The organism is Streptomyces sennicomposti, assembly GCF_019890635.1.
In the GTDB taxonomy this organism is placed as follows: domain Bacteria; phylum Actinomycetota; class Actinomycetes; order Streptomycetales; family Streptomycetaceae; genus Streptomyces; species Streptomyces sennicomposti.
The window spans coordinates 39,892-54,479 of record NZ_JAIOAB010000029.1 but is presented as its reverse complement, the minus strand read 5'-3'; the positions used below and the strand labels follow the sequence as shown (position 1 = coordinate 54,479).

The following is a 14,588-nucleotide window of genomic DNA, read 5'->3' as shown; positions in this document are numbered from 1 at the left end:
ACCGGCGCGCCGGGGTGCAGGTAGGACAGAAGTTGACGGCCGTCGGGGCCGCGGCGCGGGCCACGGGGCCGCACGCCGGGGAACGCACAGGGACAGAAGGGGCGTAAGGGCTATGAAGGGCACTGTGGGTGAGCTAGGTGAGTTCGGGCTCATCAGGGAGCTGACCTCCCGTCTCACCACCACCCCGGCGGTCCGGGTCGGCCCCGGCGACGACGCCGCGGTGGTGGCCGCCCCCGACCGCCGGGTCGTGGCGAGCACGGACATACTCCTGGAGGGCCGGCACTTCCGCCGCGACTGGTCCACGGCGTACGACGTGGGCCGCAAGGCCGCCGCGCAGAACCTCGCGGACATCGCCGCCATGGGCGCCGTGCCGACGGCGCTGCTGCTCGGCCTGGTCGTCCCGGCCGAACTCCCGGTCACCTGGCCCACCGAGCTGATGGACGGCCTGCGCGACGAGTGCCAGGTCGCCGGCGCCTGTGTGGTCGGCGGCGACGTGGTCCGCGGCGACAGCATCATGGTCTCCATCACCGCCCTCGGCGATCTGCGCAACCACGAGCCGGTGACCCGCGCGGGCGCCCGGCCCGGCGACCTCGTCGCCGTCACCGGCTGGCTCGGCTGGTCGGCGGCCGGATACGCCGTCCTCTCCCGCGGCTTCCGCTCCCCGCGCGCCTTCGTCGAGGCGCACCGCCGCCCCGAACCGCCGTACCACGCGGGCCCCGCGGCGGCCGGGCTCGGCGCGACCGCCATGTGCGACGTCAGCGACGGGCTCATCGCCGACCTCGGGCACATCGCCGAGGCCAGCAAGGTCCGCATCGACATCCGTTCCGGCGCCATCGACGTCCCCTCGCAGATGAACGACATCGGGCAGGCCGTCGGCGTCGACCCGCTGCAGTGGGTGCTGACCGGGGGAGAGGACCACGCGATCGTGGCGACCTTCCCGCCGGACGTGAAGCTGCCGGCCCGCTGGAAGGTGATCGGCGAGGTGCTCAACCTGTCGGCGCTGCCCCAGGTCACGGTCGACGGCGCGCCGTGGACCAAGAAGGGCGGCTGGGACCACTTCGGGGACATCGAGTCATGAGCACCGCACCCGGCTCCGTCCCCGGCTCCGCGCCCGTTCCCGCGTCCCGGCCCGCGCCGCCCAGGGTCCTCACCGTCGCCGGCTCCGACTCCGGCGGCGGCGCGGGCATCCAGGCCGACCTCAAGACGATGCTCGCCCTCGGCGTGCACGGCATGAGCGTGCTCACCGCCGTGACCGCGCAGAACTCGCTCGGCGTGCAGGGCGCCTGGGAACTGCCCGTCGAGGCGGTCTGGGCCCAGTACCGCAGCGTCGTGGACGACATCGGCGTCCAGGCGGTCAAGACCGGCATGCTCTCCTCGGCGGAACTGGTCGGGGCGGTCGCCGAGTTGATCGCCGCGACGGACGCCCCCGCGGTGGTGGACCCGGTCGGCGTCTCCAAGCACGGCGACCCGCTGCTGGCCGCCTCCGCGCTGGACTCGGTGCGCACCGCACTGCTCCCCGCGGCGACCGTCGCCACCCCCAACCTGGACGAGGTGGCCCAGCTCACCGGCGTCCGCGTCACCCGCGAGGAAGAGCTGCGCGAGGCCGCGGCGGCCGTCCTCGCCTTCGGCCCGAAGTGGGTGCTGATCAAGGGCGGTCACCTCACCGGGGAGGCCGTGGACCTGCTCACCGACGGCGCCGAGGAACACTGGCTGCGCGCCCCCCGGCACGACAACCGGCACACCCACGGCACCGGCTGCACCCTCGCCTCCGCGATCGCCGCGCACCTCGCCCGGGGGCGGTCGGTGCCCGAGGCGGTGACGGCGGCCAAGGAGTACGTCACCGGGGCCATCGCCCACGGCTTCGCGCTCGGCGGCGGCATCGGCCCGGTGGACCACGCCTGGACCTTCCGCACCGCTCACGCGGCGGGGGAGCCGGAGGCGGCCGGATAGTCCGGCAGCTCGATCGCGGTGGCCGCCTTCTCCGTGAGCCGCTTGAAGAAGCCGGCCAGCGGCCGCGAGGCGAGCAGCCGGTACATGCGGTCCCGGCTGCGGATGCGCCGCTCGGTCGGCGGCGCGAAGAACGGCCCCGCGTTCCCGGAGATCTTCTGGCACCCCTTGGCGAAGTCCCGTATCCGGTCCTCGTACGCCGCGAACGCGGTGCGGTGGTCGCCGCCCGCCAGGGCGAGTTCACCGGCCAGCACATACGCGCCGACGACGGCCACGCCGGTGCCCATGCCGCCCATGGTCGCCCCGTAGCCGGCGTCGCCGAGGAGCGCCACCCGGCCCTCGGTGAGCCGGTCCACGTGGATCTGCGCGATCGCGTCGAAGTACAGGTCGTCGGTGTCCGCCAGCGCGGCCAGGACCCGGTCCGTCTCCCAGCCCATGCCCGCGAACCGCTCGGCCAGGACACGCTTCTGCGCGGCCACGTCCCGCCGGTCGTACGTCAGCTCCTTGGACCGGAACACCAGCAGGGCGCCCGCGCGGTCCGGGTCGCCGTCGTAGTTGCCGACGGCGACGCAGCGGCCGGGCTCGCTGTACATCAGCCCCCGGCGGTCCAGGCCCAGGTGGTTGGGTACGGGGAAGCCGGCCACGTAGTGGTCGAGGAAGCGCAGGTGGCGGGACTCGTCGCCGAACACCAGGCGGCGGGTGGTGGAGTGCAGCCCGTCCGCGCCGACGACCAGGTCGAAGCGGCGCGGCGCGCCCTTCTCGAAGGCGGCCTCGACTCCGCCGGGCGTCTCGGCGAGCGCGGTGACGGAGTCCCCGAAGACGTACTCGACGCGGTCCCGGGTGCCTTCGTACATGATCCGCGCCAGCTCGCCGCGGAAGATCTCCACGTCGCCGCTCATCATCGCGGCCGGCAGGTCCACGCGCGGGACGCCGTCGGCGTCGACCACGCTCTGCGGGCCCATACGGGTCTGGCGGGCGTGGATCTGCTCCCAGATCCCCATGTCGGTGAGGACCCGGCGGTGGACGTGGCCGCGGAAGTCGACGGCGAAGCCGCCGCCGCGCAGGGCGGGCGCCCGCTCCACCACGGTGACACGGGCGCCGTAGCGGGCGAGATTGAGGGCGAGGGCCGGTCCGGCGACGCCGGCGCCGGAGATCAGGACGTCCAGGTGGGCGAGGGACCGGGTGTGCTGCTGATGCGTCATGCACGGCAGCCTCGGGCACGCCGCTGACCGTCCGCCTACCGCTCGCTGACCGCGTGCCGCCGTCTCCTTACCGCGCCGTCCACCGACGGCGTTCCGCGCGTCCGCCCATCGTGTTCTGCCCGTCCGCCGACGGTGTTCCGCGCGTCCGCCCATCGTGTTCCGCCCGTCCGCCGACGGTGTTCCGCGCGTCCGCCGACGGCGTTCTGCCCGTCCGCCCACCGTGTTCCGCCCGTCCGCCGACCGCGCCTCGTGGTCTGCGGTCCGTGGTCCGCGGTCCGCGGTCCGCCCGGTCCCGCCTAGGGTTCGGCGACCGCGCCCTCCCGTTCGGCGGCCTTGTCCCGGCGTCAGCCGGCCGCGACCCGGCGTTCGCCGGCCTCGCCGCGCCCTTCCTCGACCGCCGCCGCCCGCAGCCGTACGCCCCGCTCGAAGGCGGCCGTGTACGCCTCGGGCGACAGCCGCGCCCGCAGCGCCTCCTCGGTGCGGGCGACATCGGGGTCCTCCCGCGCCGGCGCTCCCCTGAGGCCCGCGCCGGCGCCCAGCAGGACGGCGGCCCGCTCGGGCATCTCGGCGACGGACGCCAGCGCCTCGGCCGCCTCGGCCAGTTCGAGCACGCTCGCCGAGTCCCCGGCGGCGACGGCGGCCTGGCGGAACCACTCCCGCGCGTCCTCGGCCTTCCCCTCGGCGGCGGCCGTACGGCCCAGACCGATGAGGACGCGCACGATCTCGCCGACGCTGAACCAGTTCGCCGCGCACATCCGCAGCGCCTCCTCGTACAGCACGCGCGCGCGTGCCGTGTCCCCGGACAGCCGGGCCGCGTCCCCGAGGCCGCGCCGCGCGCCCGCCGCCTTGTCCCCGGCCCCGGCCGTACGGGCCAGCGCCGTCGCCCGCTCGAAGTGGTCCGCCGCGCCCGCCGCGTCGCCCCGGCGCAGCAGCACGACGCCGCGGCTGCGCAGCAGGTCGGCGGTCTCCTCCGGCGCGTCCAGCTCCCGTACCAGGGCCAGCCCCTCGTCCAGCAGCCCGAGCGCGCCGTCGTCGTCCCCGCGCGCGTGGGCGTACATCCCGAGCGGCTCCAGGCAGTTGGCCATGCCCCAGCGGTCGCCGGTCGCCCGGAACCCGGCCAGCGCCCGCGTCAGCGCCTCCTCCGCCTCCCCGGGCCGCCCCGCGAACCGCGCCTGGAGACCCAGCCCCATGTCCAGCAGCGCCCCCGCCCACGGGTCCGTACCGGCCAGCCGCAGGGCCCTGGCGTTGGCGGCGGGCCGGGGCCCGGTCACCACCGACCACAGCACCAGGACGTACGGCAGCCGCAGCGGCCCGTCGAGCGAGTCCAGCAGGGTCTCCACGCGCGCGTGGAGCGCTTCCTCGGCGGCCGGGTCGCCGTCGTCCCCGGACAGCGCGTTCAGCGCGCACAGCACGTACTCCTCCACCAGCCCCGGCGGCGGCACGTCGCCCACCGCCGCCAGCAGCGCGCGGGCGCGCGGCACCTGCTCGCCGTGCAGCCCGCGCAGCCGCCAGAACCACGACAGCAGCGCCATCAGCCGCAGGGCGCCGGCCCGGTCGGCGCCCGCGAGATGCCGCAGCGCCGCGTCCAGGTCGGCGTGCTCGGCGGCAAGCCGGGCCAGCCAGGGCAGCTGCCCGCCGCCGCGCAGGAGCGGCTGCGCCCGCTCGGCCAGGCGCAGGAAGTACGCGGCGTGCGCGTCGCGCAGCGCATCGGTGTCCAGATGCCGGGCGGCGTGCTCGGCGGCGAAGGCGCGGATCGTCTCCAGCATCCGGTACCGCCCCCCGGCCACCGTCAGGAACGACTTCTCCGCCAGCGAGTCCAGCAGGTCCTCCGGGTCCGGCGTCCGGCACACCTCCCGCACCGCCCGCACGGTGGCGCTCCCGGCGAAGACGGTGAGCCGTTCGGCCAGCTCCCGCTCCTCGGCGTCCAGCAGGTCCCAGCTCCACTCCACGACCGCCCGCAGGGTGCGGTGCCGGGGCGCCTTGGTACGGTCGCCGCGCGAGAGCAGCCGGAACCGGTCGTCCAGGCGGGCGGCCAGCTCCTCGGGCTCCAGGGTGCGCAGCCGGGCCGCCGCCAGCTCGATCGCCAGGGGCAGCCCGTCCAGGGCGCGGCAGACGTCGGGCACGCACGCGTGCCCGTCGAAGCCGGGCCGCACCGCCCGCGCCCGCTCCAGGAACAGCCGCTGCGCCGCCCCGGCCGGCAGCGGCTCCACCGGCACCAGCACCTCGCCGGTGATGCCCAGCGCCTCCCGGCTGGTGGCGAGGACCCGCACCCCGGGGCAGCGGCCGAGCAGCAGCCCGGCGAACCGGGCGGCGTCCTCGACCAGGTGCTCGCAGTTGTCCAGCACCAGCAGCGCCTCGCGGTCCTCCAGCGCGCCGCACAGCCGGTCCAGGCCGTCCACGGCGGTGCTGCGCAGGCCCTCGCGCACCCCGAGGGCGGCGAGGACCGCGTACGGGACGCGGGCGCCGTCGGCCAGCGGGGCCAACTCGACGAGGTACGCGTCCGGGTGCGCGCGGGCGGCCTCGACCGCCAGCCGGGTCTTGCCCGCGCCGCCGGGTCCGGTGAGGGTGACCAGGCGGGCGTCGGGGGCGGTGAGGAGGGCGGCGATGCGGGCGAGCTCGCCGTCCCGGCCGACGAAGCCGGTCAGCTGCGCGGGCAGCCGGGGCCGGTGCGGCGCGGGCCGGGTCTGCCGGAGCAGCTCCAGGTGCAGGGCCGACAGCTCGGGGGAGGGGTCCGCGCCCAGCTCGTCGGCGAGGGCGCGCCGGGCGTCCTCGTACACGGCGAGCGCCTCGGCGGGCCGCCCGGCCGCGTGCAGGGCTCGCATCAGCTGCCCGTACAGCCGCTCGGCGAGCGGATGATCGGCGAGCAGCGCCCGCAGCTCCGCCACCAGCTCGGGTCCGCCGCCGAGGGCCAGGTCCGCCTCGACGCGGTCCTGGACGGCGGTCAGCCGCAGTTCGGCGAGGCGGGCGGTCTCGGCGTGCGCGTCCGGCAGGTCCGGCAGGGCCGGGCCGCGCCACAGGGCGAGCGCCGCGCGCAGCCGGTCGGCCGCCCGCGCGGGATCGCCGGCGGCGAGGGCGGTACGGCCCTGCGCGGCCAGCCGCGCGAAGCGGTGGGCGTCGACCGCGTCCGGCGGGACGGCGAGGCGGTAGCCGGCCGGGACGGCCTCGATCGGCGCGTGCGGGCCGAGCCGCCGGCGCAGGCGGGAGATCTGCGACTGGAGCGCGTTGACGGCCCCGGCGGGCGGCTGGGAGCCGTACAGGCCGTCGGTCAGATGCTCGGTGGTGACGGTGCGGCCGGCGGCGAGCAGCAGCAGGGTGAGCAGGGCGCGGGGGCGCGGGCCGCCGGGATCGACGGGGGCGCCGTCGTCGGTGCGGATGTCCAGCGGGCCCAGGATGCCGAAGCGCATTCCCCGGATTGTGGCAGGCGGGGCGCCTGTCCCGGCGTCGGGTACGGCAAAAAGCCGGCCCACCCGAGGGGGACCGGCTTAGTGCAGCGAACCAGCAGTGGCCGCGCGCTTAGCTGTTGCTGTGCGTCAGCGCGAGACCTTGCCGGCCTTGATGCACGAGGTGCAAGCGTTCACGCGCTTCGGCGTCCCGCCGACCACGGTACGCACACGCTGGATGTTGGGGTTCCAGCGACGGGACGTACGGCGGTGCGAAAACGAGATGTTGTTGCCGAAGCCCGGCCCCTTGCCGCAGACGTCGCAGTTGGCAGCCACGGGTCACTCCAAAGACTTCAGATGCACTTACGGTTGATCCCGGCATGCCGGGATCCGGGGCTCAATGAGCACACTGATCTGAGTGGCGTTGCCAGGGGGAGAGCCCGATCAGGATCGGGCAACCGGAGCAGCATACAACGACTGCTTCCGTGCCACGAAACTACCATGGCGGCCGAGGACCCCGCCCAGGCCCTCTTCCGGCCGGGACCGTCCCTGGGTCTACGCTGCCGTCCAGTCCAGCAGCTCGAGGAGGCGCAGGTGGCGCAGACGTTCGACGCGCCGGCGGTGCGCACCTGGTGCGGGCTGGCCCTGCGGGCGCTGGGCCGCGCCCGCGAGGAGATCGACGCGATCAACGTCTATCCCGTCGCCGACGGGGACACCGGCACCAACCTGTATCTGACCGTGGAGTCCGCCGTCGCCGCGGTGGAGGCCGTGTTCGCCGCCCACGAGACCGGCGCGGGCGCCTCGGACGGCCTCCCCGGCGGCCCGTCCCTGGCCGAGGCGGCGCGGGCGATGGCGCACGGGGCGCTCATCGGCGCGCGCGGCAACTCCGGGACGATCCTCGCCCAGCTGCTGCGCGGCATGGCGGAGGTGCTCGCCGCCGACGGTGACAGTGCTCACACCGGCGGGCACGGTCTGCGGACCGCCCTGCGGCGCGCCGCCGACTCCGCCCGGCTGGCGGTCGCGCGCCCGGTCGAGGGCACGGTCCTCACGGTCGCCTCCGCCGCCGCCGACGCGGCCGACGACGCCGAGGGCGACTGCGGCACGGTCGCGCGGGCCGCGTACGAGGGCGCCCGCACGGCCCTGGCCGCGACCCCGGGCCAGCTGGCGGCCCTGGGGCGCGCGGGCGTGGTGGACGCGGGCGGCCGGGGACTGGTGGCGGTGCTCGGTGCGCTGGTCGAGACGTTCACGGGGGAGGCGGTCGCGGGGACCGCGGCGGTGGCCGCGACCGGGATGGCGGGGACGGCCGTGGCGGCCGTCACGGCACCGGACGGTGCGGGCGCGGCCCGGCCGACCGTGCCGCACGCGCGCGTGCGGGGCTCCGGGGAGGCCGGAGGCGACGGCGGAGCCGGAGCCGGAGCGGAGCCCGAGCGTGCCTCCGAGCCCGAGTCCGCCTCCGAGTCCGCGTCCGGGAGCGGCGCGGATGCCGGAGCGGCGGTCGCGGTCGCGTCCGGAACGGCGGGCGGGAACGGGACGGCCGCGCGGGCCGGTATGCGGGCCGGGGCCGGTGCGGGCGCCGGTGCCGGTGTGCGGGCCGGGAACGACGGCGGGGACCCTGGCGGAACGGACGGCGGAGCCGGAACCGACGGCGGGGCCGGGAGCCGTGAAGGTGCCTGCGGCGAGGCCGGTGGCGTGCCCCCTGGCGGTGCCGGTGGCGGGGCCGGTGGGGAAATCGACGGCGGAGTCGGCGTCGGCGGTGGGACCGGTGCGGAAATCGGCCTGGGCGGCGGCGTCGGCGGTGGGACCGGTGCGGAGATCGGCGGCGCGGTGGAGCCGGCCGGGCCGGGCGGCTGTGCGTCCGCCGCGTCCGCCGCGCCGGTCAGCGGCCCGGCCTTCGAGGTGATCTACCTCCTGGAGGCCGACGACGCCGCCGTGGCCCGGCTGCGGCAGCGACTGGACGCGCTCGGCGACTCCCTGGTCGTGGTCGGCGGCGACGGCCTGTGGAACGTCCACGTCCACGTCGACGACGCGGGAGCGGCGGTGGAGGCGGGCGTCGAGGCCGGCCGGCCGCACCGCATCCGCATCACCCACTTCGGCGTGGGCGACGCGCACGCGGCCGGTCCCGGCCGGCCGCCCCGCGAGCGGGCCCAGCGCGCCGTGGTGGCCGTCGTACCCGGCGAGGGCCTGGCCGGCCTGTGCGCCGAGGCGGGCGCGACCACGGTGCTGGCCCGCCCCGGCGAGCCCCCGGCCAGCGGCGAGCTGGTCGAGGCCGTACGGCGGGCGCACGCGCGCGAGGTGGTCCTGCTGCCCAACGACGCCGAGCTGCGCGACACCGCCGCCGCGGCGGCCGAACAGGCGCGCGGCGAGGGCGTCCGGGTGGCGCTCATCCCGACCCGCTCGGCGGTCCAGGGCCTGGCCGCCCTCGCCGTGCACGAGCCGGGCCGCAGGTTCGACGAGGACGTCGTCGCCATGACCTCGGCGGCCGGCGCCACCCGCCACGCGGAGGTCATCGTCGCCGAGCACGAGTCCTGGACCTCGGCCGGCGTCTGCCAGGCCGGCGACGTGCTCGGTCTCATCGACGGTGACGTGGCCGTGATCGGCTCGGACGTCACGGCCACCGCCCGGACGGTCCTGGACCGGATGCTCGCGGCCGGCGGCGAACTGGTCACCCTCGTCCTCGGCGACGACGCCCCCGACACCGTCGCCGCCCACCTGGAGCGCCGCGTCCGCGACGCCTACCTGGCCGTGGACACGGTGACCTACCACGGCGGCCGACAGGGCGCGCTGCTCCTCATCGGCGTGGAGTAGCCGAGTAGCCCCCGACCGCAGCGGGATCGTTCCCGCTGGAGCGGCCGGGGCGCGGGCCCCGGCCCCGCCGCTCACTTCCCGGCCCGTTCCTCCAGCAGCCGCAGCAGACGTGACGCGTCCGCGCGGCGGGCGGCGGTCAGGTCGTCCCCAGGGCCGGGGGCGGTCGCGTCGCCGTCCGGAGTCTGCGCGTCGTCGCAGGCCGTCAGTACGGCACGCGCGTGTGCCGTCGCCTCGGCGAGGCGGCCCAGGTCGGCGGCGAGCCGGGCGGCGGTGAGCTGCGCGCCGGTGCGGTCGTGCCGGGCGGCCGGACCGAGCCCGGCGAAGACGGCGACGGCCTGCTCCGTCTGGGACAGGGCCGCCGCGAGAAGGGCCTCGTCCTCGTCGGCGGCGCACCGGGCCAGCAGCTCGCCGAACTGCTGGTGGCTGCTCCCGAGTTCGTCGGTGAGCCGGAACCGCTCCTCGTCGTCGTCGGCGCCGCGCAGCGCGGCCCGGCACTCCGCGACGGCGTCCGCCATCAACTCCCGCGCGGCACGCACCCCGACACTCGCACCCGCCCCGGAGCCCGAGCCCACCCCGTCACCCGAGCCGACCTCACCACCCGCAGCCGAGCCCGCACTCGCACCGACCTCGGCGCCCGAGCCCGAGCCCGCGCCGGAACCTGCACCCGCGCCGGAACCTGCACCCGCACCGACCTCGGAGCCCGACCCCGCGCCCCCACCGACGGCCGTACCCGCACCCGAGTCCAAGCCCGCACCCGCTTCCGAGCCGCCCCCGGAGTCCCCCCGCACCGCCAGCCAGGCACGCGCGCGCAGGGCGCGGACCACCCCGTGGACGCTGCCCACCGTCCGCCACAGCTCGCCCGCGCGCGTGTACGCGGCGTCCGCCTCCGTGAGCAGGCCCGCGCGGCTCAGCGACTCCGCGGCGAGGTGGGCGAGCGTGGCGTGGTCCTGCTGTTCGGGCCAGTGCCGGGCGATCTCGGCGGCCTGGAGCCGCCGTTCCGCCGCCGCGCGGTGCTCGCCCAGCTCGCTCAGCGCGTCGCCGAGCCACCACTGCGTCTGCACCACCGCCCCGTCGCCGTGCGTCTCGGCGGTCAGGTCCGCGAGCGCCGACTCCAGCACCTCCGCGGCCTCCGCCCACCGCCCCAGCCGCAGCAGCAGACCGCCGAGCTGCTGGCGCGCCCACGCGCCGAGCGCCGGGCCCTCGCCCGCCTCGTCGGCCCAGTGGGCGGCCTCCAGCGCGTGCTCGGCCGCCTCGGCGGGCCGGTCGAGGCTGCCGAGGACCTCGGTCAGCTGGAGGTGCAGCCGGGCCCGTCCGGGGGCCTCCAGGACGGTGTCGCCGTGCTCCAGGGCGGCCCGCAGCGCGCGCTCGGCCCCGGCGACGTCGCCCAGGTGGTGGGCCAGGGCGGCGAGCCGGGCCTCGTACTCGACCGCGAACCACGGCAGCCCGGCGGCCACGTACTCCGCGGCCGCCCGCTGGAACGATTCCGCCGCGCCCGGCAGGTCCCCGGTGTGCGCGGCGACTTCGGCGAGCATCGCCCGCGCCTCCGCCGACCGCGCGGCCAGCCGTACGTCCTCGCCGGTGCGGCCCCCGACGAGCGCCAGCACCTCCCGCGCGGCCTCCTCGGCGGCGGCGAGGACCCGCGGATCGACCGGCCCGTCGGCCTCGTGCACCGGCCGCATCAGGACCCGCGCCCGCGCCATCAGCACGGACGCGGTCTGCCGCAGCCCGGTGCCCTCCTCGGCGTACAGCGCGAGGATCTCCTCGTACGGTCCGGAGACCTCGGCGAGCGCGCCCTCCGGGTCGCCCGCGAGCGCCCGTACGTACGCCCCGCGTGCGCGTGCCGCCAGCGCTTCGCCCGGATCGCCCGCCGCCGCGTACAGCGCGGCGGCCTTCTCGAAGAGCGGCGCGCCCTGCGGCCCCAGGCTCATCGCCTCGTGCTCGGCGACCTCCGCCCGGTCCCGGTCGGTCAGGCCGGCGTCCGCCGCGCCCTCGGCGGCGCGCGCCACCGCCGCCCACGCCTCCATGGCGTGCGGCCGCAGCGTGTCCGACAGCCGCCGCGCCCGCGCCACCAGCTCGGCCAGGCCGGCCGGCTCCGGCTCGGCGGGAGCGACGGCCCCGGCGGCGGGCGGCGCCGCGGCGGCCCGGGCGGAGACCGGCCGGGCCGTGCGCACGCCCAGCGGCAGCCGCTCCAGCAGCGGCCGTCGCGCCATGCGCGCGCGTGCCCGCTCGCCGACGTGGGAGGTGCCGTTGCGCGCGTCGAACCGGGCCGCCAGCGCCTCGGCCTCCCCGCGCGCGTGGGCGGCCAGCTCGGCGGCCGTCCAGGACCGGCCCGCCGGGCCCGGCACCGGCTGACCGCCGTGCCCCAGCTCCACCAGGCGGTCCATCAGCAGCGCCACCACCGTCAGGAAGTCCAGCCGGCTGCGCGGATGCCCGGCGTCGGTGAAGTACGCCGGCCGCTCGGCCAGCAGCTCCAGGGCGCGCGCCTCGTTCCCGGTCAGCGCGCAGAACTCCACATGGTCGGCGTACGCGGCGCGCATGCTCTCCATCGGCCGCACCAGCCGGAACCCGCGCAGATGGTGGGCGCGCGCCTCCTGCGTCCGGCCCAGCCGCAGCAGCGGCAGCAGGGCCGAGGCGAGCACGGTGTGCGGCTCGTGGGCGCAGGAGAACTCCCCCTCCAGCACCGGCCGCCACAGCCGCACCGCCTCCTCGTCCCGGCCGCGCTCGGCCTGCCACCAGCCCTGCGTGTGCAGCTCGCACGCGTGGCAGTCGGCCATCCGGTCCCGGTCGGCCGCCAGCCACGCCGCGTACGCCCGCTCCGCCCGCGCCACGTCGCCCACATGGGCGGCCACGCTGAACTCCGCGCCGCGCACCGCCCGTTCGCTGTACCCGGCGAGGCGGTAGCGGTGCTCCATCTCGCCGAGCCACTTCTCCATGGAGGCCAGCGGGATGTGCGGCTGGTCCACCATGCCCGCCGACATCCACTTGAAGACCCAGTGCAGCGAGTGGGCCTCGTACTCGTCGAAGTCCTCGGGGCGCTCGTCCCACATGCGCAGCAGCCGCGCGAAGGGCACGAACATCTTGTCCTTCTCGGAGCTGTAGTTGTAGACCTTCAGCTGGTGCCCGAGCGCCTCGATCACCGCCAGCGGTATGTCCAGCCGCTCCGCCTCGGCGAGCAGTTCCTCCGCGCGCGCGTTGCGGGCCGGTCCCTCCGGCCGCTCGCCGTTCTCCGCCATCGCCCGCCTGAGCGAGTCGAGATCCGTGACCGAACTCATCGGCGGCCGTCCTCCCCGTGGGTGGCCCACTCCAGCAGGCCGATGAAAGCGCGGTTGAGCAGCGCCGAGTCCGCCGGGCGCAGCGGGCGCTGCGCCATCAGCAGCGCCTGCCCGTACAGGGACTCCGTCGCCGTGCCGATCAGCTCCCCGTCGGCGAGAGAACCGATTCGGCGGATCAGCGGGTTGAGATGGTTGAGCACCAGCCGCGCGCGCGGGGCGCCGCCGCGCAGCGAGCCGAGGATGCCCGCCCACAGGTCGTCGGCCTGCTCCTCGGCCTCCGCGCGGGCCCGCTCGTGCCGCGCCGAGCGGTCGTCCAGGTGCAGCGCGGGCACCGACAGCGGATGGAAGGCGCGCAGCACCACATCGCAGCCCAGTGGGTCCAGGCGCGCCCGCGCGGCGGCCAGGAAGCCCGCCAGGGCCAGTTCCTCGGCCGGGTCCACGGCGTCCAGATGGGCGGTCACCGTGTCCGCGTCCAGCTCGGCGACCACCGTCCCCGGCCGCACCGACGGCAGCGCCTCGACCAGCTCGCTGTCGTAGGTGTAGCCGCCGTTGACGACGCCGACGCCCTGCGCGGAGGCGATCGCCGCGACCTGCCGGTACTCCTCCACCGTCCGCGTGAAGTGCACCACCGGGTGCCGCTGCGCGAACTCCTCCAGGGACAGCCGCCCGTCGCTCGTCTCGAACGGCAGCCACGGCAGCATCGTGCGCAGCATCTCCGGATCGTGCCGGGCCAGCGACTTCACCCCCAGGTGGTGCACCGACAGGAACGCCGCCAGCCGCTCCGGATCACCGGCCGCGAGGGCGGTCAGCCACGACCGGATCCGCTCCCCGAGCGCGTCGCGCACGGCAGCCAGCGTCTCGTCCTCGTACAGCGACTCGCGCGAGGCGGTGGGCCGCAGACTGTCCGTGTCCAGCACGCAGCGCACGAAGAACGCCCAGTCGGGCAGCAGCTGTTCGGCCCGCTCGGTCAGCAGCATGCCCTTCAGGTGCACCCGGTGGCCCGCCCGCTGCGCCGGACTGACCGCGGCCGGCAGCACGTACGCCACCCCGCGCACCCCGGCCAGCGGCACGTCCAGGTCGATCGAGTCCAGCGGTGTGAAACCGAACAGCTCGTGGCAGTGCCGGGCGAGCGCCACCCGGCGCGCGGCGGGGGAGGGGTAGGGCCGGTCCCAGGGCGCCGGCAGGTCGCTCACCGCCCGCTCGCCCACCCGCACGTCGTACGGCAGCAGCGACCCGAAGTCCCGGGCCAGCGCGAGCACCCGCTCCTCCGTCAGCCACTCGCCGGCCCCCGCCCGCGCCGTCAGGTGCACGGTGGTGCCGGGCTCCGGGCGGGCGTCGGCGGGCAGCGTCCGCACCGTGTACGAGCCGTCCTCGCGCGCGGTCCACTCCACCGGCGGCGCCCCCGGCGTACGCGCGCTGCGGCTGACCACCCGGATGCGCTCGGCCACCAGGAAGCAGGCCAGCAGACCGATGCCGAACTGGCCGAGGAAGTCCGAACGGGCCTGACTGAGCCCCTCGGCCCGCTTGGAGCTGCGGCCGATGGTCGCCAGCAGCTCGTGCACATCGGACTCGGTCAGGCCGATGCCGGTGTCCTCCACCCGCAGCGAGCCGCCGTCCGCGACCAGCCGCACCCGGGCAGGGGCGTCCGGCTGCATGGCGCGCCGGGCGGTGACGGCGTCCACGGAGTTCTGCAGCAGCTCGCGCAGATAGACCCGGGGACTGGAGTACAGGTGGTGCGACAGCAGGTCCACCAGACCGCGCAGGTCGACCTGGAACGCGTGGGCGGACGGGGAGCCTTCGGCTGATGACTGTGAGGTCTGGGAGTCCATCGTCGCAGCGCCGCCGGGTGGGGGCTTGCCGACGGCGCGGGGTCGGGCGGCACCGGTGGGGCGGTGGACCGCGGGGGAAGGTCCGTGAGCGCGTCATCCTAGAGCCCACACCACCCGGCTGACCAGGGGTTTCGAGGTACGTATACGGCAATG

The 14,588-nt window shown here is 76.7% G+C and carries 8 protein-coding genes; 3 read left to right on the top strand and 5 right to left on the bottom strand.

From position 1 onward, the window contains the following. Nucleotides 1-112: 112 nt before the first annotated feature. Nucleotides 113-1,078 carry a thiamine-phosphate kinase gene (locus tag K7787_RS17780; protein WP_009190834.1) on the top strand — a complete coding sequence of 322 codons (966 nt, stop codon included), beginning with the start codon at nt 113-115 and terminating at the stop codon, nt 1,076-1,078. Beyond that, a complete protein-coding gene (thiD, locus tag K7787_RS17775; RefSeq protein WP_223002121.1) occupies nt 1,075-1,950 on the top strand; it encodes a bifunctional hydroxymethylpyrimidine kinase/phosphomethylpyrimidine kinase in 876 nt (291 codons plus the stop codon). The genes K7787_RS17780 and thiD overlap by 4 nt, the downstream gene beginning before the upstream one ends. On the opposite strand, the gene K7787_RS17770 is transcribed toward thiD, so the two are convergent. The 3 genes from K7787_RS17770 to rpmB form a co-directional block, all read right to left on the bottom strand. Beyond that, nucleotides 1,917-3,149, bottom strand: a complete 1,233-nt coding sequence (locus K7787_RS17770) for an FAD-dependent monooxygenase (protein ID WP_223002119.1) — start codon at nt 3,147-3,149, stop codon at nt 1,917-1,919. The genes thiD and K7787_RS17770 overlap by 34 nt on opposite strands. 344 nt (nt 3,150-3,493) lie before the next feature. Further along, nucleotides 3,494-6,553, bottom strand: a complete 3,060-nt coding sequence (locus K7787_RS17765; RefSeq protein WP_223002117.1) for an AfsR/SARP family transcriptional regulator — start codon at nt 6,551-6,553, stop codon at nt 3,494-3,496. 126 nt (nt 6,554-6,679) lie between these two features. Further along, a complete protein-coding gene (gene rpmB, locus K7787_RS17760) occupies nt 6,680-6,865 on the bottom strand; it encodes a 50S ribosomal protein L28 (protein ID WP_009190838.1) in 186 nt (61 codons plus the stop codon). A gap of 165 nt (nt 6,866-7,030) precedes the next feature. Between rpmB and K7787_RS17755 the strand changes: the two genes are divergently transcribed. After that, complete coding sequence (locus K7787_RS17755; protein ID WP_223002115.1) at nt 7,031-9,334, top strand: DAK2 domain-containing protein; 2,304 nt, start codon at nt 7,031-7,033, stop codon at nt 9,332-9,334. 71 nt (nt 9,335-9,405) lie between these two features. Here the strand turns inward: K7787_RS17755 and K7787_RS17750 are convergent, their stop codons facing one another. Together K7787_RS17750 and K7787_RS17745 are read right to left on the bottom strand one after the other, a co-directional pair. After that, nucleotides 9,406-12,606 carry a tetratricopeptide repeat protein gene (locus K7787_RS17750; protein WP_223002113.1) on the bottom strand — a complete coding sequence of 1,067 codons (3,201 nt, stop codon included), beginning with the start codon at nt 12,604-12,606 and terminating at the stop codon, nt 9,406-9,408. Further along, a complete protein-coding gene (locus K7787_RS17745) occupies nt 12,603-14,435 on the bottom strand; it encodes an HSP90 family protein (protein WP_223002111.1) in 1,833 nt (610 codons plus the stop codon). Before K7787_RS17745 ends, K7787_RS17750 begins: the two co-directional genes overlap by 4 nt. Nucleotides 14,436-14,588 lie beyond the last annotated feature (153 nt).